An 18,124-nucleotide genomic window follows, 5' to 3' on the forward strand; every position below is an offset into this window, starting at 1 on the left:
ACCGCAGAGGCCCAACAGGCTCTGCGGTGCCGTTACAGGAAGGCACCGACAGAATTGTCGCGCCGCCAGGCCGTGTCGAAACTCTGGTAACAACTGACACATACGTAACATCAGGCCGTGCTGAGTAGACGCGCAGTGCCATCGCTGCTCTTCTCTGCCGTGGCAGCGACGGTCGTCATCCTGCCGTGGGCGGTGGATGGCCTGCCGGGTGACCATGAATCGCAGTCCACGGCCAGCACACTGCTGCTCGTCGAGAAGCCATTGACCGATATCGGCGGCGGCGAGACCATCCGCGATATCACCCAAGACACCCCCTTCTCGATGGTCGCGCTCACCGCGGCCGACTTCACCGGCACGACGGCCCGGGTCCGCGCGCAACAACCCGATGGCTCGTGGGGACAGTGGTACGAGGCGGAGCCACTGGACGGCGTCGGCGAGGAGAACTCGCCGAAGGACGGCACCGAACCCGTCTTCGTCGGCCGGACCAACCACGTACAGATCGCCGTCACCCGGCCAGTCGACGCACCCCGCAGTGGCACTCAGCCCACGGGCGCACCGAAGTCGAAGCTCGGCTACATTCCCGCCAGCGTCGAGCAGTCGACGGTCCCGACATTCAACGCAGTCTTGATCAGCCCGCCCACCGCACCAGCCAACGTGCAGTGGGAACCACCGACGGCGGCGACCATCCCCGGCCAACCGCCCAACGTCATCGGCCGCGCTCAGTGGGGTGCCGACGAGGCGATGCGATGCGGAAACACCGTGTACGACAACAGTGTTCGCGCGGGCGTGGTGCACCACACGGCAGGCAGTAACAACTACAGCCCGGGCGACTCCGCCGGCATCGTCCGATCGATCTACGAGTACCACACCCGCACACTGGGCTGGTGCGACATCGCCTACAACGCACTGGTGGACAGGTACGGCCAGGTCTTCGAGGGCCGCGCAGGCGGCATGAACCGACCGGTCGAGGGCGCCCACACCGGCGGCTTCAACGCCAACACCTGGGGTGTGGCGATGATGGGCGATTTCACCATCGAGCCGCCCACACCGATCCAGTTGCGCACCACCGGACGCCTGCTCGGCTGGCGCCTCGGCCTCGACCACGTGGACCCCAAGGGCACCGTCGTGCTGACATCGGCCGGCGGTAGCTTCTCCACGTTCCCGCGGGGGGCCACGCCGACGCTGCCCAGCATCTTCACCCACCGCGACGTCGGCAACACCGAATGTCCCGGCAATGCCGCGCTTGCCGTGATGGACCTGCTGCGCGATACCGCCGCTCGGTTCAACGCCCCACCGGGACCCATCTCGCTGGTCGACTCGCTGCGCGGCGGCGCCATCCACGCCAAGTGGTCCGCGATGGGTGGCGACGCGAGCGCTCTCGGGGCCCCCACCTCGCCGGAGGCCTCCGGTGACGGCAACAGCCGGTACGTCACCTTCCAGAAGGGCGCGATGTACTGGTCACCGGAGAGCGGCGCAGAACCGGTCACCGGGGCCATCTACGACGCGTGGGGCTCGCTGGGTTTCGAGCGCGGCGCGCTGGGCCTGCCCACCAGCGGCGAGATCCAGGAACCGCTGTGGATCGTGCAGAACTTCGCGCACGGCACGCTGAACTTCGACCGGGAAAAGGGCACCGTGACGCGGGTGATCGACGGCGTGCCGATCGAACTCCCGCCCCCGGCCCACCCCGGCACACCCGTTCAGCTGGAGCGCTTCACCCCCATCGACTACTTCAGCTAGAGCCACCAACGCTCGAGCACACGCGCCAGCCCGTCGTCGGTATTGGGTGCCGTGACCTCGTCGGCCGCGGCGATCGCCTCCGGATGCGCGTTGCCCATCGCGACGCCCAGTCCCGCCCAGCGCAACATCGGTATGTCATTGGGCATATCCCCGAAGGTCACCACATCCTCGGCCGTGATGCCCAGCGGGCGTGCCACCTCCTCGACGCCGGTGGCCTTGCTGATACCAAGCGGCACCACCTCGATGAGGCCGTTGTTCGTCGAGTAGGTCAGATCGCCGAGTAGCCCCACATGGGGCTCCAGCACCGCCAACATGTCCGCACTTGCCGCTCCCGCTTGGCGGATGAGGAGCTTGACCGCTGGTGCGGCCAGCAGGTCCTGCAACGACACCTCGGTGTTGTCGGGGTTGAGCCAGGCGTGCTCGTAACCGGGCGAGGAGACGAACTGCGGCGTCGCAGCGTCGTGGGCACTTCGTCCCACCCGCTCGACGGCCAGTCCTGCGGTGGGGATCAGCCGGGTCGCCAGCTCGGCCAGCTCACCGAGCTGGTCCGTCGACAGCGTGCGGGCCGAGATGATGCGGTCGGTAGCCGAGTCGTAGATCACGGAGCCGTTGGCGCACACCGCGATAGGTGCGAAGCCCAGCCCGTCGACCACCTGGGCGATCCAGCGCGGAGGTCTACCGGTGGCGAGCACGAACTGCGTGCCCGCGTTCACCGCCGCCCATACCGCGGCCCGGGTGCGGGGTGTGACGTTCTCGTCGTTATCGAGCAGCGTGCCATCGACATCGGTGGCTATCAGCGCGGGAAGCACTAGGCCCCACCCGTCCGCCTGCGCGCACGCTCCGCGAGTTCCGCCGCCTCGAGCGCACGTGCCTCCTCGAGGGTCGGCGCACCGCCGCCGAGCCGGCGCGGCACCCAGGGGGCACCTTGCGGATGCTCGTAGTCGTCTTGCGCGCGATAGAGAAGATCGTTCATCTCGGCGCGCAGATCGTCCATGACCGTCTCGACGGGGCCGGTGGCGGCCATCGGGGCACCCACCGACACGGTGATCGGAAACTTGTTGCGGCCCAGGCTCTTCGGATTGTCCTTGGTCCAGATGCGCTGAGCGCCCCACACGATCATCGGGATGATCGGCACGTCGGCCTCCTTGGCCATGCGTGCGGCACCTGTCTTGAACTCCTTGAGTTCGAAGCTGCGGCTGATGGTTGCCTCCGGGTAGACGCCGACGAGTTCGCCGGCTTGTAATCGCTCGACGGCGATGGGGTAGGAATCGCCACCCGCGCGCCGGTCGACGGGAATGGCCTGAGTGTGCTTGATCAGGAAGTCAACCGCCTTCACGTCAGCCATCTCGGCCTTGATCATGAAACGCATCCGCCGCTTGCGGTACATGGCAGCCAATGCCGCGGGGAGGAAGTCGACATAACTCGTGTGGTTGATGGCAGCCACCGCTCCGCCAACCGCGGGGATGTTCTCCAAACCGTGGTAGGTGATGCGGGTACCGGTGACTCGCACCGCCGTTCTACCCGCGATCTCCAGGCTGCGGAAGATCGGTTCCATGTCATACCTGCCCGGGCGCCCCGCCCGGCTCGGGTCGTTCCGCGCGGTTCGCTGCCTTCTCGGCGGCTTCCTCGGCGTCGAGCTGATTGGCCTCGGCCAGCGTCGGGGCTCCCCCACCAAGACGGTGTGGCACCCAGAACTCACCCGCCGGATGACGACCGTAGGCGTCCTGCACCTCCGTCAGGAGGTGCTGCATGCGCGAGTGCAACAGCGCTGTCAGTTCGGCGGCGGGAAGGGTCGGATAGATCGGTTCACCGACCGCGATCGAGATCGGCACCTTCGTCCGCCCCATCCTGCGTGGATGCCCTTTCGTCCAGATGCGCTGAGCGCCCCACACGATGTGCGGGATGATCGGCACGTCGGCGGCGATCGCCATCCGCGCCGCACCCGACTTGAACTCCTTGATCTCGAAGCTGCGGCTGATGGTCGCCTCGGGGTAGACGCCGACCAGCTCGCCCTCCTTGAGCCGCTGGCACGCCTCCTCGAACGACGCCGCGCCGCTGCCGCGATCCACCGGGATGTGTCGCAGACTCCGCATGATCGGACCGGTCAGCTTGTTGTCGAACACCTCCTTCTTCGCCATGAAGCGAACCTTGCGGCCGCGTCCCTGACGAAAGGCCGGTAGGCCGGCGAAGGTGAAGTCGAAGTAGCTGGTGTGGTTGATGGCGATCACCGCTCCACCGGTGACGGGAAGATTCTCCACACCCGTCACGGTGAACTTCAGGCCCTGCAGCCGCCACACCAGGCGGGCGGCCGTGATGGCAGTGCCGTAGACAGGTTCCACGTGGTCCAGCCTAGTGCGGGCGCAACACCGTCCCGATGGAAAGGTCGTTTGGGTGAGCTACCCCAGTACCCCTGTCCCCGTGCCCGATGTCGTCACAACGATCGCGGCGGGTCGCGATGTGGGTTCCGTGTGGCTCAACGAACTCGGCGGTGTGACGTTCTCGGTGGGAACCGCGGGTTCGGTGACGGCCGAGTTCGTGAAGGTCTATCCCGATGAGCACGCCGCCCTGCTGGTGACCGAGGCGCAGCGGCTGACCTGGGCGGGCCGCTTCCTGGCGGTGCCGCGCGTGATCTCGTCAGGGCCCGGATGGCTGCACACGGCGGGGGTGCCAGGGCTCTCAGCTGTCGATCCGTCCTGGGTGGCGCGGCCCGTCGCGGCGGCCCGCGCGATCGGCGCCGGTCTGCGCAGGATGCACGACACACTGCCGGTGGCGCAGTTCCCGTTCGGCAGGCCCTCCTGGATTCCGGCCGACGCACCGCCCGCAGACCGCCTCGTGGTCTGCCACGGCGACGCGTGCGCGCCCAACACACTGATCGCCGACGACGGTTCGTGCGCGGGGCACGTCGACCTCGGCGATCTCGGTGTCGCCGACCCGTGGTCGGACCTGGCGGTGGCGACGATGTCGCTGGCGTGGAACTTCCCGGACGACGGCACCCTGGAGGCGGCGCTGCTGGACGCCTACGGAGTGGCACCCGATCCGCCGCGGATGGCCTACTACCGGGAGCGCTGGGAGGAGTAGCGCCGGAGTTTCCGGCTAGAATTACCCGTGGTCGCCGGTCCCGTCGACCAGGCTCAGAGAGGTTATTCGTGCAGGTCACAAGCGTCGGACATGCCGGTTTCCGGATCGACACCGCCGCAGGCAGCATCCTGTGCGACCCCTGGGTGAACCCGGCGTACTTCGCATCGTGGTTCCCCTTCCCGGACAACACCACCCTCGACTGGGACGCACTCGGTGACTGCGACTACCTCTACGTCAGCCACCTGCACAAGGACCACTTCGACCCGGCCAACCTCGCCGCGCACGTCAACAAGGACGCCGTCGTGCTGCTGCCGGACTTCCCGGTGCCCGATCTGCGCCGTGAGCTGGAGAAGCTCGGCTTCCACCGGTTCCTCGAGACCACCGACTCCACCAAGCACCGCGTGACAGGGCCCAAGGGTGATCTCGATGTGATGATCATCGCTCTGCGCGCGCCTGCCGACGGGCCGATCGGCGACTCGGGTCTGGTGGTCTCCGACGGTGAGACGGTGGTGTTCAACATGAACGACGCCCGTCCCGTCGACCTTGACGTGCTGGAGTCGGAGTTCGGGCACATCGACGTCCACATGCTGCAGTACTCGGGCGCGATCTGGTACCCGATGGTCTACGACATGCCCGCGCGGGCCAAGGAGACCTTCGGCACCCAGAAGCGGCAGCGCCAGATGGACCGCAGCCGCCAGTACATCGCGCAGGTCGGTGCGACGTGGGTGATTCCGTCGGCCGGGCCGCCGTGCTTCCTCGACCCCGAGCTGCGCGACCTCAACGACGACCACGGCGACCCCGCGAACATCTTCCCCGACCAGGTGGTGTTCCTCGAGCAGATGCGCATGCACGGACACGACCGGGGTCTGCTGATGATCCCGGGCACGACCGCGGATTTCACCGGCTCGCAACTGGACTCGCTCACACACCCGGTGCCCGAAGACGAGGTGCAGGCCATCTTCACCACCGGTAAGGCCGACTACATCGAGGCCTTCGCCCAGCGCATGGCGCCGGTGCTGGCCGCGGAGAAGGCGAGCTGGGCACCCGCTGAGGGGGAACCGCTTCTCGAGCCGCTGCGGGCCAGGTTCGAGCCGATCATGCTTGCCACCGACCAGATCTGCGATGGCATCGGGTACCCGGTCGAGCTGCGACTCGGGCCCGAGACCGTGGTGCTCGACTTCCCGAAACGCACAGTCCGCGAGCCGATTCCGGACGAGAAGTTCCGCTACGGCTTCGAGATCGCCCCAGAACTGGTCCGCACCGTGCTGCGCGACGACGAACCCGACTGGGTCAACACCATCTTCCTGTCCACCCGGTTCAAGGCCTGGCGGGTCGGCGGTTACAACGAGTTCCTGTACACGTTCTTCAAGTGCCTGACCGACGAGCGCATCGCCTACGCCGACGGCTGGTTCGCCGAGACACATGACGACTCGGCGTCGATAACCCTGGACGGCTGGGAGATTCAGCGCCGCTGTCCGCACCTCAAGGCCGACCTGTCGAAGTTCGGTGTGGTCGAGGGGTCGACGTTGACCTGCAATCTGCACGGCTGGCAGTGGAACCTCGACAATGGACGCTGCCTGACGTCGAAGGGTCACGAACTGCGGAGCGCCAAGGCGTGAGCGATTCGAACCATGAGGCCCGCTATGACGACGGCCTGATCCAGCTGGACCGGCACGCGATCACGTTGCGCCGCTACCACTTTCCCTCGGGCACGTCCAAGGTCATCCCGCTCGACGCGATCCGCGGCTACCGCGCCGAGTCGCTCGGGTTGTTCATCAACCGGTTCCGCATCTGGGGCTCGTCTGATTTTCGCCGCTGGCTGCCATTGGATGTGTGGCGCCCGATCAAGTCGACGTTGGTGACGTTCGACGTGCCGGGCACCCGGCCGCAGCCGGCTTGCACACCGTTGCGCCCCATGGAGTTCCTTACGACTCTTGATCGCATCCTGGAGCAATGACAGCGTCCGTCCAGCGTTCCGCGATAGCGGAGTCCTCCGCGGAACGGTCCGCATCCACCCGGTACAGTCGGCGGGCGAACTCGATGGCGCGACGGGCTCCGCTCCAGCCCTTGGCCTCGAGGTGGCCCACCCAGTCGTCTTCATCCAACCGGTCCACTGCGATCTGGTACCAGAGGTGGTCGGCCGGATAGACAGCGAATTCAGTGAAATACCAACCATCTATCCGTTCGATGACCCTAACCAGGAGTCCTCGGTACCCCATCAACTCCTGCGACCTCAACTTGGTCACCTCAATCAGCATCTCGGACAGGTCCTCGATCGACGCCGTGGGGTCATTCAGGTGTAGCCCTAGGTCGGCCCCTGCCGAACCAACGGCATCGACCAATTCCTGCAAGAACTCGTCGATCGACATATCACGTGTCCATGGATGACGGGAGATCAATTCCGCGCCATCGGACTCCAGGCATATCGTCATCTCATGACCGCCACTGTCAACCACGAATCGATAGTGAAGCGCCGTCTCCCACACCGGTGCGCGAACACCAGCTGCGCTGATCACTCCACCATGCGCTGCGTGTCTCAACGCTCGAATGAGTACGTCCCGCGAGAACGCGACAACTAGATCGCGGTAGATGTCGAGTTCGGCATCGAACTTCGCCTGCTGCCGCCGCATGACCTCCTGGCGCGCGCGCTGGAGAGTGGCTTGTTGCGTTTCCACCTCATGGCCGCTGGTTCCGGCGGCGGGTGCCTGCGCCGCCTTCCACATCTCATGCCAAAGCTCCTCGTCGGTTCGGGTTGGATCGATCGCGATTCCCTGTTCGGCGGCTGCCTCACCGCATACCGCGACAAAATCCCGCAGGACCTCCCACGACGGAAGCCGTCCCGTCTTCAGATTGTCGGACATCGTACTTCTCGCGAGAGATCGTCGCCCAGCCTTGCGCGCGAGGCGCTCCATCGTCCGCAACGATGGCGACCCACAGTCGAGTCGAAGGCTCTTCAGCTGTTCCACCAAGTCGGCGCGCGTCATTCGGGCAGTTACCTCCGTCAACGTGCCGTGAGCATCGACGATACCCACTGCAGGAGGTCAACAGTCCCCGAAACCACCACTACACAGACACAGAATCGCGCGGTGCTTGCCCAGGTGGCGACCACCAGCCGCACGGTTTGGCCCGCCTCCCGCCAGGCCGAGCCGCCCAGATTGAACGAGATTTTCATGCCTTGATTGCATCAACTGCGACCGTGCACGTCACTAGTTGCGGACGTAGTCGGACGAAGCCGGACAGCCACCGGACGATTGTCCGAGGCGCTAGCCCTTCCCGCGCAGGACGGTGGCCTCCAGGATGCGCTGCAACCCCTTGGTGGCCGCCCTGTTCGCGGCGGCCGTGGCTCGCCGAACGGGACCCGGTGCCGACGGCGGGTCGACACGCACGACGTCGCCAACCCGCAGCACGCCTGCTCGTGTCACGTCGGCGTATACCCCGAGGAAGCGATCGGTGCGCTCGGCCAGTCGCCGGGTGATCGCTCTATCGAGTTCGACATCGGGCTGCGGACGCGTCGGCACCACACACCGAATGGTCGGGTTGGTCACCCGCAACCGCGCCGTACCGATGCCCAGTTCGCCACCCACCCACGCAGATTCGGGGAACTCGCGGTTCGGTGCGTCCACGTCGAGCAGCACATTGGGCCGGAACCTGCGTACGTCATAGGGGGTGCCGTCGGACAGGTCGCGCAAGCTGGCGGTGCTCAGCAGGTGTATAGGACTCAGATCGACGAAGGTTCCCGGCGGCGTGGAATAGCGTGCCAGCGTGATGATCTGACGGGTCGAGAAGATCGAGGTGTCGGGCATCTGCTCGGCGTCGGTGAGGCCGAAGTCGCGCCGGACCTGCGCGGGCGAGAAATTGGCCAGCGACTCGTGAACCGACATCCGGTGTTGGCTGGTGTCGGCTTGCGGCGGTAGCGCCGTCAGCCGCATCTCCCGGCCGACCAGTTCCGAGAGCGCGTCGTGGACTGCGGGGTCATCACTGGCCAACTCGCGGCCGTCGGGGAAGTTGATCACAACCGCTGGCACGTTCCCGGGGCCTGCGGCATCTCCGGGTTCAGTCACATATCGCGCCGCGCAACCCAGAAGAACGGGGAGCCTGCGGGCCGACGCCGTGACGGCCTTCTCCACATCGCGCACGGCCCACAGCCGGTCGGCGTGCATCCCTCGTGCGTCGATGACGACCTGATCCACCTGGTGCCCGCCCATGGACTTGACCGGGAACCGCCAAAGTTGCGCGACCGTCACGTTGGGCATGGATTCTCTTGCTGAGTTCCTCTAGCCGCCCGAAACCGTCTGCCGCAGTTCGGAGAACACATCGCTGGCGGTGTCGTAGACCCGAACGAGGGCCTGGTCGCCGGGCTGCAGGAACGTCGTCTCGCCGAGTTCGGTGTAGCGCGTCGCGCCGATCCCGATCAGCACCCGTTCGGGCTTGCCGCTGGCCACCATCAGTGCGCCAACGTCCTCCAGCGGCGTGTCGGGCGAACCCTTCTGGTTGGCGAGGCGCTCAGTGATCCAGTCCAGCAGCACCTCCCCGTAGTAGGAGTAGCCGAGCAGTGGGCTGTCGACCCCGTACTCGTGCTCCTGACCGTCGGCCGTGCGGAGGTGGCACACCAGTCGTAGCGTCGAGGTCGGTCCGTCGGGCGTGAGGTCACTGACGTCGAAGAACTGCGCTGCAACACCTTTCGATGCCGGTCCCCAGTTCTTCTTGTGGCTGATCTTGGGGGCGTTCGGCCTACGGATCGAGCAGTCGTTGAACGCCCCGAGCGCGAACGGCCGAAGCGAGGACACGGTGTCGCCCTGCCAGCTCACCTCGCAGGCCAGACCCACCTCGGGCTCGATCTGCAGGTTGAGCGGAGTGTCGCTCTGAGGAAGCTTGATCGTGTCGTGCGACAGCGGGAACTCACCGAGGAAGCTGTCGTAACCCGGTGCGTACCAAGGGAAGATGCCCTTGGGCGCAACCCCTTCGGAGGTCACATTGACGAAGTCGGCCGCCTCCCCAGCCTGCTCGAGGTGGCCGGCGAAGTTGCCTGCCACACCGAAGCCGAACCACGTTCGCAGCTCATCGAGGTCCAGGTCGATCATCGTCAACTCACGCTCCTTCATGATTCGCTCGCAAGCTCGCTCATGGTTCCAGCACCGACCTTCCGACGTAGGGCACCAACGCGTCGGGCACTCGAACACTGCCGTCGGGTTGTTGGTGGTTCTCCAGGATGGCAACCAGCCACCGAGTGGTGGCCAGTGTGCCGTTGAGGGTGGCAGCGATCTGCGGCTTGCCGTTGTCGTCGCGGTAGCGCGTCGAGAGGCGGCGGGCCTGGAATGTGGTGCAGTTCGAGGTCGACGTCAGCTCACGGTAGGTGCCTTGGGTCGGCACCCAGGCCTCGCAGTCGAACTTGCGCGCCGCTGAGGATCCGAGATCGCCTGCCGCGACGTCGATCACGCGGTAGGGCACCTCGATCTGCGCCAGCATCTGGCGCTCGAGGTCCAGCAGGCGCTGGTGTTCGGCCTCGGCGTCCTCGGGCTTGCAGTAGACGAAGCCCTCGACCTTGTCGAATTGGTGCACGCGAATGATGCCGCGAGTGTCCTTGCCGTAGCTGCCCGCCTCGCGGCGGAAGCACGACGACCAGCCGGCGTAACGCAGCGGCCCGTCGGACAGGTCCAGAATCTCGCCGGAGTGATAACCCGCCAGCGGAACCTCTGATGTACCAACGAGATACATGTCGTCATCGGCAAGGTGATAGATCTCGTCCGCGTGCGAGCCCAGGAACCCGGTACCCGACATCACCTCAGGCCGCACCAGCACCGGCGGAATCATCAGGGTGTGCCCGTTCTCGGTCGCCAACCGGACCGCGAGTTGCAGCAGACCCAACTGCAACAGCGCGCCGAAGCCGGTGAGGAAGTAGAAGCGCGACCCGGACACCTTGGCGCCGCGCTCCATGTCGATCAGGCCCAGTGACTCGCCGAGTTCCAGGTGGTCCTTCGGATCGGTGATGGCGCGTGGCTCGCCAACCGTGTCGAGAACCACGAAGTCGTCCTCGCCGCCGGCGGGCACGCCCTCGATGACAACGTTGCTGATGGCCATGTGCGCGGCGGTGAAGGCGGTTTCCGCCTCGGCCTGGGTGACCTCGACGGCCTTGATCGCCTCTGAGAGTTGCTTGGCGTGCGCCAGTAGCGTCGGGCGCTCCTCTGGCGACGCCGAACCAACCAGCTTGCTGGCCTTCTTCTGCTCCGCGCGCGCGTTATCGGCTTCCGCGATGGCCGCGCGGCGCGCCGAATCCGCGTCGAGCAGCGCGTCCACGAGCGCCGGGTTCTCGCCGCGGGCCCGCTGCGAATCGCGGACCAGGTCTGGGTCGTCCCGCAGGAGCTTGAGGTCGATCACGGGCGCAACCCTACTTTCGCGGTGCGTCCGCCGACAGCGCGGAGGGGGCCGCAGTTGACGTCGACGCAAAGCACAACCACATAACGTTACAACTGCATCTCTTGTCACAGCACTCGGCGCGCCTGTCACAATGGAGCCGATGTTGGAAGCACCAGATCGCGATGACGAACCCACCGACGAGCCCGCCGCAGGGGCGCCGGCTGGACGCGCGTGGTGGAAGAGCCTGCAGTCCAACTCCACGCGTCGCGGGTTGCTGCTGACCGCGCTGGGCGGCCTGTTGATCGCCGGGACGGTCACGGCATTTCCCGGCGGACCGGGCCAAGGGCCCATCGGGCTTGCCACGGGCACCGCGCTGGGCGGGCGCACCAACGCCACCTTCGACTCCGCCAAGGCGGGCGACTGCCTGAACTGGCCGGAACGCACCCCCGACGACGCCGAGGTGGTCGACTGCAACGACGAACACCGCTTCGAGGTCGCCGAGTCGATCGACATGCGGACGTTCCCGGGCAGCGAGTACGGACCCGATGCCGCACCGCCGTCGCAGGCGCGCATCCAGCAGATCAGCCAGGAGCAGTGCGGCGCCGCCATTCGGTCCTACCTCGGCCCGAAGTACGACCCGAACGGCAAGTTCACCGTCAGCCTGCTGTGGTCGGGCGACAAGGCGTGGCGCCAGGCCGGTGAACGCCGGATGTTGTGCGGTCTTCAGCTGCCCGGCCCGAACAACCAGCAGCTGGCGTTCCGCGGCAAGGTCGCCAACCTCGACCAGTCGCAGGTCTGGTCTGCGGGTACCTGCCTCGGCATCGACCCGACGACCAACCAGCCCACCGACATCCCGGTCGACTGCGCGGCACCGCACGCCATGGAGGTCACCGGCTCGGTCAACCTCGCCGAGAAGTTCCCGGGCGGACCGCCACCGGAGAACGAGCAGGACACGTTCATCAAGGACGCCTGCACCCGGATGACCGACGCCTATCTGGCCCCGGTCGCCCTGCGCAACACCACGTTGACGCTCATCTACGGCACCATCTCGCTGCCGAGCTGGTCGGCCGGTAGCCACCAGGTGTCGTGCAGCATCGGCGCGACGCTGGGCAACGGCGGCTGGTCGACGCTGCTGAACAGCGCCAAGGGCCCACTGGTGATCAATGGCCGCCCGCCGGTGCCACCGCCGGATATTCCCGAGGAACGCCTGAACCTGCCGCCCATTCCGATGCCGTCGGTCGACACGTCGAGCCAGCAGTCGGAGATCGATCTCAGCCAGCAGGGGCAGAGCCAGGGCCAGCAGAGTTCCTCACAGCATCTGCCCGGCCAGCAGCAACAGCAGCAGCAGACCTCCACGGCGCCCACCAGCTCCGCGGCGCCCGAACCACCCGTGCAGGGCAACACCTTCCTCAACGGTCCCCCGCCACCACCTGGCGCACCGCCGCAGGACGGCCCGCCGCAGGACGCCCCGCCGCCGCCCGGCGCCCCCGTCCCGCCACCGCCGCCCGGCGCACCGCCACCGCCCCCGGGTCCGCCTCCGGGCGAGCCGGCACCTGGTGCTCCGCTGCTTCCACCCGCCTGATCACGATGCCCGTGGGGATGAGCCCGCAGCGATTCGACGAGCTGGTGTCCGACGCGCTCGATGCGATTCCGCCGAAACTGGCCGCGGCGATCGACAACGTCGTCGTGCTCGTTGAGCCGCGGCATCCCGAGGAGCCCTCGTTGTTGGGCCTCTACGAGGGCATCGCGCTGACCGAGCGCGACTCGTCCTACGCCGGGTCACTGCCCGATGCCATCACCATCTACCGGGATGCGCTGCTGGACATCTGCGACACCGAGGAGGACGTCGTCGAGGAGGTGGCCGTGACCGTGATTCACGAGATCGCCCACCATTTCGGAATCGACGACGACCGTCTGCACGAACTCGGCTGGGCCTGATCCCCAAACCTCGGTGTGCCGATCCGATTTCGTCGGCCAATGGTGCTATGAACGGATCATGAGTGGCGACTGCCGGGAGTGCACGCGGGGGCTGGCGCACTGCCATGGCACCGTCATCGCCCACGCCGCCGCGCGTGCGGAGTGCACCGAGCCGGACTGTGTGCAGCCCGAGTCCGAGCACTCGCTCACCATCGACTGCGACGCGGTCGGCTGCACGTGCTCCCATGACATGGCCGCGGCAGACCTCGCGATCTGAGGCTCACCCCATGGGGTCGGCGCCCGGCACGTCGTCCTGCCCGGGGTGCGGGTCGGGCTCCGGCAGGAACGGCGGCAGCTTCGAGCCCCACTGCACGCAGCTCCAGCGACCATCGGTGATCGGGCTCAACACCACGCACTCGGTGTTCGCGAGATGGTGTTCGAGGGCGAAGCCGCCGTCCACCCCGGCAAGCGACGAGGCGACCAGACGGATTGCCGCGCCGTGGCTGACGACGACGATGTCGCCGTGCCAGGCGTGGTCGTCGAGGTGCCGCAATCGGAGTTCGGTGACGCCGGGCACGTAGCGCTCGAGCACTTCGTGGCCGGACTCCCCACCGGGCACCCGTTGGTCGAGATCACCCTCGAGCCAGCGCCGGTACACGTCGTGGAAGAGGTCGATCGACGCCTCGTCGTTGCGATCCTCGAGATCGCCGGCCTGCACCTCGTGAATACCGTCGATCTCGGTGGTGGGCATCCCCAGCCGTTCGCCGATCTGACCCGCCGTCTGCACGGCCCGCAGCGCCAATGAGTGCGCGATCATTCCGACGGGATGCTGCCAGTTCTGCGCGAACTTCTGCGCCTGATCTAGGCCCTGGTCGGTCAACGCGGCACCCGGGGGCCGGGTGTCGAGTCTGCGATCCACGTTGGCGATCGACTGGCCGTGCCTGACGAGGACGAGCCGGCCCGTCACGACTCGACTCCGGTACGCCGCGCCCCGCCCGCACGCAGCTGTTCCAGCCAGCGCGTCGCCTCGTCACTCGGCGGTGGTACCGCCCCTAACGCCGACCCCGTCGGCCATGAACCCAGATATCGCACGTCCCTACAACGACGGTGCAGCGCCTTGAGTGCCTGGGCGACCGAATCGTCATCGATGTGGCCGACCCAGTCCAGGATGAACATGTAGGTACCCAGCTCGGTACGGGTGGGCCGTGACTCGATACGTGTCAGGTCGATGTCTCGGATCGAGAGTTCGGTCATGGCGGCAACCAGCGCACCCGGGACGTTCTCGAGGCGCAGAATCACCGAGCTGCGGTCAGCCCCGGTGCGCTCCGGCGGCTGCCCCGGTGGCCCGGCGAGGACGAACCTGGTTCGCGCGTTCGGTTCGTCGACAACGCCTGCCGCGAGTGCGTCCAGACCCAGTTGTCTGCAGGCCAGTGCGGTGCTGACACCGGCATCGGCGCGGCCGTTGACCACCTCGTGAGCGGCCCCGGCGTTCGAGCTCGCGGGAACCAGCGTCGCGGTGGGCAGGTTCTCGGCCAGCCAGCGCCGCACCTGCGCGGCGGCGACGGGGAACGCCGCGACGGTTGATATGTCCGCCGCGTCCGTTCCAGGTTTGACGACGATGGAGAACGCCACGTCCAGTGTGTGCTCGGCGTAGATCTGCAGCGCGGCGCCTGTCGACAGGCTGTCGAGGGTTGGCAGCACCGAACCCTCGATCGAGTTCTCGATGGGCACGCATGCGTAGTCGGCGTCACCGGCGCGTACCGCGGCAAGGGCGGCGGCCGGGCTGTCGCAGGACATGGGCACCACGTCGGCCGGTGTCAGCGACATCGCGCCGGTGCCTGCGATGTGCCACAACGCCTCTTCGGTGAAGGTTCCCTCCGGTCCGAGGTAGGCGACGCGCGGCACGTTTCAACCATATCGGCTCAGGTGGGCGGCTCAGCCCAACCTCGGTGATCACCGGTCCGATGTCGCCGCGGAGGCCTTGCGCACTCCCGGGATCGTAGTTAAGTTAGGCTTACCTCACTATCCGGAAGGCTCCCGATGACGATGGCCCAGGCACCCGCTGCACCGACGACAGCCGAGCGAATCCGTAGCGCTTGCGTCCGCGCGGGCGGCGCCATTCTGGCCGCCGAGGGTGTCGAACCGGTCGCCACACCGGTCCATCACCTACTCGAGGACGGCTCGTTCGCCATCACAGTGCCGGCCTACGGCAAGTTGGCCGGCATGGTCATCACCTCGGGCGCATCGGGCATGCAGGCCGTACTGGAGATGACCGACTACGCACCACTGCCACTGCGCGAACCGGTGCGATCCCTGGTCTGGACGAGCGGCCTACTGCGCCACGTTCCGCCACGCGACGTGGCCGGCCTGCTCGATCTGATCGCCACCGAGAACCCCAACCCCGCTCTGCTGCAGGTCAATACGGGCACGGTGGACGCGACGACGGGCGACACGCCCTACACGCTGGTGCGCTTGGAGGTCGAGTCAGTTGTGGTGGCCGATTCGACGGGAGCGGAGTCGGTGGGTCTGAGCACCCTGCTCGAGGCCAAGCCCGATCCGTTCTGCACCCTGGAGTCGTGCTGGTTGCAGCACCTCGAGTCAGCGCACCGCGACGTCGTCGACCGCCTCGCCGACCGACTGCCCACGACGCTGCGACGCGGCCGGGTCCGCCCGCTGGGGCTGGATCGCTACGGCGTGCAGTTGCGGGTCGAGGACACCGACGGTGATCACGACGTTCGCCTGCCCTTCGCCAAGCCCGTCGACGATGTCAGCGGCCTGAGCCAGGCAATCCGGGTGCTGATGGGATGTCCGTTCCTCAACGGCCTCCGCGCGCGCCGTATCTGATCGGAGATCGCAGGCGGCACTACCGTTGCTCGGTGTGACCGGGCCGGCTGACGACTTCACTGCACCTCAGCGTCGGAAGATCCGCATCGAGATCGCCGTCGTTCTCGCGGTCACCTTCGGACTGTCGGCCTACACGGCGCTCCTGCGACTCACCGAGGCAGTGATCCTCGGCCTCTCCGGCCAGACGGTCGCACTCAACCCACGCCGCTCGCCCATCGACCTCATCGACCTCGGGCTCAACCTCGCGACGGTGTTCCAACTGTTGGCGTGGGGAACCCTCGGGCTGTACCTGTTGTGGCGCAGCGGTTTCGGCCCGGCAAGCATCGGGCTCGGACGCTTCCAGCTTCGCCCCGACCTGCTCGGCGGCCTCGGCCTGGCCGCGCTGATCGGCCTGCCCGGCCTCGGCCTCTACCTCGTCGGCCGCCTGGTCGGTATCGGTGTGTCGGTCGAGCCAGCCGAACTCAACGACACCTGGTGGCGAGTGCCCGTCCTGCTCGCAGTGGCGTTCGCGAACGGCTGGGCCGAGGAGATCATCGTCGTCGCGTTCCTCATGACGCGGCTGCGTCAGCTGCGCCTGACGCCGGTCACCGTGCTGGTGGCCTCCAGTGTCGTACGCGGGCTATATCACCTGTACCAGGGCTTCGGCGCCGGGCTGGGCAACATCGTCATGGGCCTCGTGTTCGGCTACGTGTGGCAGCGCACCGGACGGCTGTGGCCGCTGATCATCGCGCATGGCGTGATCGACGCCGTCGCATTCGTCGGGTACGCACTCATGGCGGGTCGCCTCGGCTGGCTGCCGTGATCCCAGCGCCGACGGCACTACATTCAAACGTGTGAACAGCAGCCGGCCCCCTGTCGGTGGGCCGGACCCCAGACGGGCTCGCCCGCCCCACGAACCGCCACAGGTGATCCGACGCGACCCGCGCCATCAGCCGCCACCCGCGCCACCTCCTCGCCAGGCTCCGCCACCGCACCGCCCGCCGCCACCCCTGCGCACACCGCCACCGAGACGGCCCGCACCCCCACCACCGCCACCGCTGCCGCCGCCGTCAGCGCGCCGGAAGTCACCACCCCCGCCACCGCCGGCGAAGCCCGTCGCGCGGCGGGCCGCGCCGCCGCCACCACCGCCTGCCGTGCGGAAGCCGAAACGCAAGCGCCGATGGGGTCGCACCGTGCTGGTGTGCCTGCTCGTCGCCGCGGCCGCGACGGTAGGGACCGGGTACTGGATCGACACACACCTGCACCGCATTCCCGCGCTCGCCGACTACGCCGAACGGCCTGCGAGCGGCCGCGGAACCACGTGGCTGCTGGTCGGCTCCGACAGCCGCACTGGGCTGAGCCCGGAACAGCAGGCCGAACTCGCGACCGGCGGGGACATCGGAAACGGCCGCACCGACACGATCCTGCTCGTTCACGTCCCCGGCCTCGGGTCGAGCGCACCAACCACGATGGTCTCCATACCGCGCGACTCCTACCTCGCGATCCCTGGCTACGGCCAGGACAAGGTCAACGCCGCCTTCGCGCTCGGTGGCGCGTCGTTGCTTGCGCAGACCGTTGAGGAGGCCACCGGGCTGCGACTCGACCACTACGCGGAGATCGGCTTCGACGGCTTCGCCGAGATGGTCGACGCCGTCGGCGGGGTCACCATGTGCCCACCGGAGCCGGTCAGTGATCCGCTGGCGGGCATCGATCTCGCACCCGGCTGCCAGGAACTCGACGGACGGACGGCGCTGGGTTACGTCCGCACCCGCGCAACACCGCGGGCTGATCTGGACCGGATGACCAACCAGCGCGCGTTCATGTCGGCACTGATGCACCGCGCCGCGAGCCCGGCTGTGCTGGCGAACCCGCTGCGCTGGTACCCCATGGCGCACGCCGCCTCGGGCGCCATCACGGTCGACGACGACGCCCATGTGTGGGACCTGGCCCGCCTGGCATGGGCAATGCACGGCACCATCACCACCACGACAGTGCCGATTGGCGAGTTCACGGCCGGCGACTCCGGGGCTGTGGTGGTGTGGGACGACGACGCGGCGAGCCGCCTGTTCAGCGCCATCGGCTCCGACTCCCAAATCCCACCAGACGTCCTCGACGCGGCGGAGCCGTGATCGTCCAGCAAACACATTTGCGTAGTCAAGGATAGGCTGGACTCAGTTAGGGAAAGCTTGCCTGAATAAGGCATACCTTTGATGAC

General features: G+C 67.3%; 20 protein-coding genes. 10 read left to right on the forward strand and 10 right to left on the reverse strand.

The annotated features are described in order from the left end of the window. Positions 1 to 117 precede the first annotated feature (117 nt). Positions 118 to 1,737 (forward strand): N-acetylmuramoyl-L-alanine amidase, encoded by a 1,620-nt coding sequence (locus tag ABIA65_RS04775; RefSeq protein ID WP_241402525.1) that lies wholly within the window; start codon positions 118 to 120, stop codon positions 1,735 to 1,737. On the opposite strand, the gene ABIA65_RS04780 is transcribed toward ABIA65_RS04775, so the two are convergent. From ABIA65_RS04780 to ABIA65_RS04790, 3 genes are read right to left on the reverse strand one after another with little or no spacing between them, the layout of a single operon-like run. Continuing rightward, entirely contained in the window at positions 1,734 to 2,546 is an 813-nt protein-coding gene (locus ABIA65_RS04780) for an HAD family hydrolase (protein WP_241402524.1), read from the reverse strand. The two genes, ABIA65_RS04775 and ABIA65_RS04780, sit on opposite strands and share 4 nt — an antisense overlap. Then, positions 2,546 to 3,292 (reverse strand): lysophospholipid acyltransferase family protein, encoded by a 747-nt coding sequence (locus ABIA65_RS04785; RefSeq protein WP_241402523.1) that lies wholly within the window; start codon positions 3,290 to 3,292, stop codon positions 2,546 to 2,548. The genes ABIA65_RS04780 and ABIA65_RS04785 overlap by 1 nt, the downstream gene beginning before the upstream one ends. A 1-nt stretch (position 3,293) precedes the next feature. Beyond that, positions 3,294 to 4,076: a lysophospholipid acyltransferase family protein gene (locus ABIA65_RS04790; protein WP_241402522.1), complete on the reverse strand. Its 783-nt coding sequence runs from the start codon at positions 4,074 to 4,076 to the stop codon at positions 3,294 to 3,296. 52 nt (positions 4,077 to 4,128) lie between these two features. On the opposite strand from ABIA65_RS04790, the gene ABIA65_RS04795 reads away from it, so the two are divergent. The 3 genes from ABIA65_RS04795 to ABIA65_RS04805 all read left to right on the forward strand — a co-directional run bounded on the left by ABIA65_RS04795 (position 4,129) and on the right by ABIA65_RS04805 (position 6,772). Next, positions 4,129 to 4,815: a phosphotransferase gene (locus tag ABIA65_RS04795; RefSeq protein ID WP_241402521.1), complete on the forward strand. Its 687-nt coding sequence runs from the start codon at positions 4,129 to 4,131 to the stop codon at positions 4,813 to 4,815. 68 nt (positions 4,816 to 4,883) lie between these two features. After that, positions 4,884 to 6,434, forward strand: a complete 1,551-nt coding sequence (locus ABIA65_RS04800; protein WP_354522803.1) for a Rieske 2Fe-2S domain-containing protein — start codon at positions 4,884 to 4,886, stop codon at positions 6,432 to 6,434. Next, the gene (locus ABIA65_RS04805; RefSeq protein WP_354522804.1) at positions 6,431 to 6,772 is read left to right on the forward strand and encodes a hypothetical protein; all 342 of its coding nucleotides are present in this window, start codon (positions 6,431 to 6,433) and stop codon (positions 6,770 to 6,772) included. The genes ABIA65_RS04800 and ABIA65_RS04805 overlap by 4 nt, the downstream gene beginning before the upstream one ends. Here ABIA65_RS04805 and ABIA65_RS04810 read toward each other — a convergent pair. From ABIA65_RS04810 to serS, 4 genes are all read right to left on the reverse strand, one after another. Further along, positions 6,741 to 7,676, reverse strand: coding sequence for a hypothetical protein (locus ABIA65_RS04810; RefSeq protein ID WP_354522805.1), 936 nt, complete (start codon positions 7,674 to 7,676; stop codon positions 6,741 to 6,743). The genes ABIA65_RS04805 and ABIA65_RS04810 overlap by 32 nt on opposite strands. A 402-nt stretch (positions 7,677 to 8,078) precedes the next feature. Further along, positions 8,079 to 9,068 (reverse strand): MOSC domain-containing protein, encoded by a 990-nt coding sequence (locus tag ABIA65_RS04815; RefSeq protein ID WP_354522806.1) that lies wholly within the window; start codon positions 9,066 to 9,068, stop codon positions 8,079 to 8,081. Positions 9,069 to 9,089: 21 nt separating this feature from the next. Continuing rightward, positions 9,090 to 9,896 (reverse strand): DUF5718 family protein, encoded by an 807-nt coding sequence (locus ABIA65_RS04820; protein WP_354523088.1) that lies wholly within the window; start codon positions 9,894 to 9,896, stop codon positions 9,090 to 9,092. A 40-nt stretch (positions 9,897 to 9,936) separates the two neighbouring features. Next, entirely contained in the window at positions 9,937 to 11,190 is a 1,254-nt protein-coding gene (gene serS / locus ABIA65_RS04825; RefSeq protein ID WP_354522807.1) for a serine--tRNA ligase, read from the reverse strand. A 130-nt stretch (positions 11,191 to 11,320) separates the two neighbouring features. Here serS and ABIA65_RS04830 point away from each other — a divergent pair, with 130 nt between their 5' ends. The 3 genes from ABIA65_RS04830 to ABIA65_RS04840 are packed head-to-tail and all read left to right on the forward strand — an operon-like array spanning position 11,321 to position 13,363. Further along, positions 11,321 to 12,751: a septum formation family protein gene (locus ABIA65_RS04830; protein ID WP_354522808.1), complete on the forward strand. Its 1,431-nt coding sequence runs from the start codon at positions 11,321 to 11,323 to the stop codon at positions 12,749 to 12,751. Positions 12,752 to 12,756: 5 nt separating this feature from the next. After that, positions 12,757 to 13,107, forward strand: a complete 351-nt coding sequence (locus tag ABIA65_RS04835) for a metallopeptidase family protein (protein ID WP_354522809.1) — start codon at positions 12,757 to 12,759, stop codon at positions 13,105 to 13,107. A gap of 58 nt (positions 13,108 to 13,165) precedes the next feature. After that, positions 13,166 to 13,363 (forward strand): hypothetical protein, encoded by a 198-nt coding sequence (locus tag ABIA65_RS04840; protein WP_354522810.1) that lies wholly within the window; start codon positions 13,166 to 13,168, stop codon positions 13,361 to 13,363. A 3-nt stretch (positions 13,364 to 13,366) separates the two neighbouring features. Here ABIA65_RS04840 and ABIA65_RS04845 read toward each other — a convergent pair whose 3' ends face one another. Further along, the gene (locus ABIA65_RS04845; protein WP_354522811.1) at positions 13,367 to 14,053 is read right to left on the reverse strand and encodes a histidine phosphatase family protein; all 687 of its coding nucleotides are present in this window, start codon (positions 14,051 to 14,053) and stop codon (positions 13,367 to 13,369) included. Next, entirely contained in the window at positions 14,050 to 14,991 is a 942-nt protein-coding gene (gene pheA, locus ABIA65_RS04850) for a prephenate dehydratase (protein WP_241402513.1), read from the reverse strand. The genes ABIA65_RS04845 and pheA overlap by 4 nt, the downstream gene beginning before the upstream one ends. Positions 14,992 to 15,126: 135 nt before the next feature. Between pheA and ABIA65_RS04855 the strand changes: the two genes are divergently transcribed. Beyond that, entirely contained in the window at positions 15,127 to 15,930 is an 804-nt protein-coding gene (locus ABIA65_RS04855; protein ID WP_241402512.1) for a DUF2470 domain-containing protein, read from the forward strand. Positions 15,931 to 15,964: 34 nt separating this feature from the next. Continuing rightward, entirely contained in the window at positions 15,965 to 16,732 is a 768-nt protein-coding gene (locus ABIA65_RS04860; RefSeq protein ID WP_354522812.1) for a CPBP family intramembrane glutamic endopeptidase, read from the forward strand. A 23-nt stretch (positions 16,733 to 16,755) separates the two neighbouring features. Here the strand turns inward: ABIA65_RS04860 and ABIA65_RS04865 are convergent, their stop codons facing one another. Then, positions 16,756 to 17,001: a hypothetical protein gene (locus ABIA65_RS04865; RefSeq protein ID WP_354523117.1), complete on the reverse strand. Its 246-nt coding sequence runs from the start codon at positions 16,999 to 17,001 to the stop codon at positions 16,756 to 16,758. Here ABIA65_RS04865 and ABIA65_RS04870 point away from each other — a divergent pair. After that, the gene (locus tag ABIA65_RS04870) at positions 16,920 to 18,038 is read left to right on the forward strand and encodes an LCP family protein (protein WP_502919534.1); all 1,119 of its coding nucleotides are present in this window, start codon (positions 16,920 to 16,922) and stop codon (positions 18,036 to 18,038) included. The two genes, ABIA65_RS04865 and ABIA65_RS04870, sit on opposite strands and share 82 nt — an antisense overlap. Positions 18,039 to 18,124: the final 86 nt, after the last annotated feature.

It is taken from the genome of Mycolicibacterium sp. 624 (assembly GCF_040548615.1).
Taxonomy (GTDB): domain Bacteria; phylum Actinomycetota; class Actinomycetes; order Mycobacteriales; family Mycobacteriaceae; genus Mycobacterium.

Coding starts and splice junctions, on each gene's coding strand:
- ABIA65_RS04785 (WP_241402523.1), bottom strand. CDS start 3,292: ATGGAACCGATCTTCCGCAGCCTGGAGATCGCGGGTAGAACGGCGGTG.
- ABIA65_RS04810 (WP_354522805.1), bottom strand. CDS start 7,676: ATGTCCGACAATCTGAAGACGGGACGGCTTCCGTCGTGGGAGGTCCTG.
- ABIA65_RS04815 (WP_354522806.1), bottom strand. CDS start 9,068: ATGCCCAACGTGACGGTCGCGCAACTTTGGCGGTTCCCGGTCAAGTCC.
- ABIA65_RS04820 (WP_354523088.1), bottom strand. CDS start 9,896: ATGATCGACCTGGACCTCGATGAGCTGCGAACGTGGTTCGGCTTCGGT.
- ABIA65_RS04830 (WP_354522808.1), top strand. CDS start 11,321: ATGGAGCCGATGTTGGAAGCACCAGATCGCGATGACGAACCCACCGAC.
- ABIA65_RS04835 (WP_354522809.1), top strand. CDS start 12,757: ATGCCCGTGGGGATGAGCCCGCAGCGATTCGACGAGCTGGTGTCCGAC.
- ABIA65_RS04840 (WP_354522810.1), top strand. CDS start 13,166: ATGAGTGGCGACTGCCGGGAGTGCACGCGGGGGCTGGCGCACTGCCAT.
- ABIA65_RS04855 (WP_241402512.1), top strand. CDS start 15,127: ATGACGATGGCCCAGGCACCCGCTGCACCGACGACAGCCGAGCGAATC.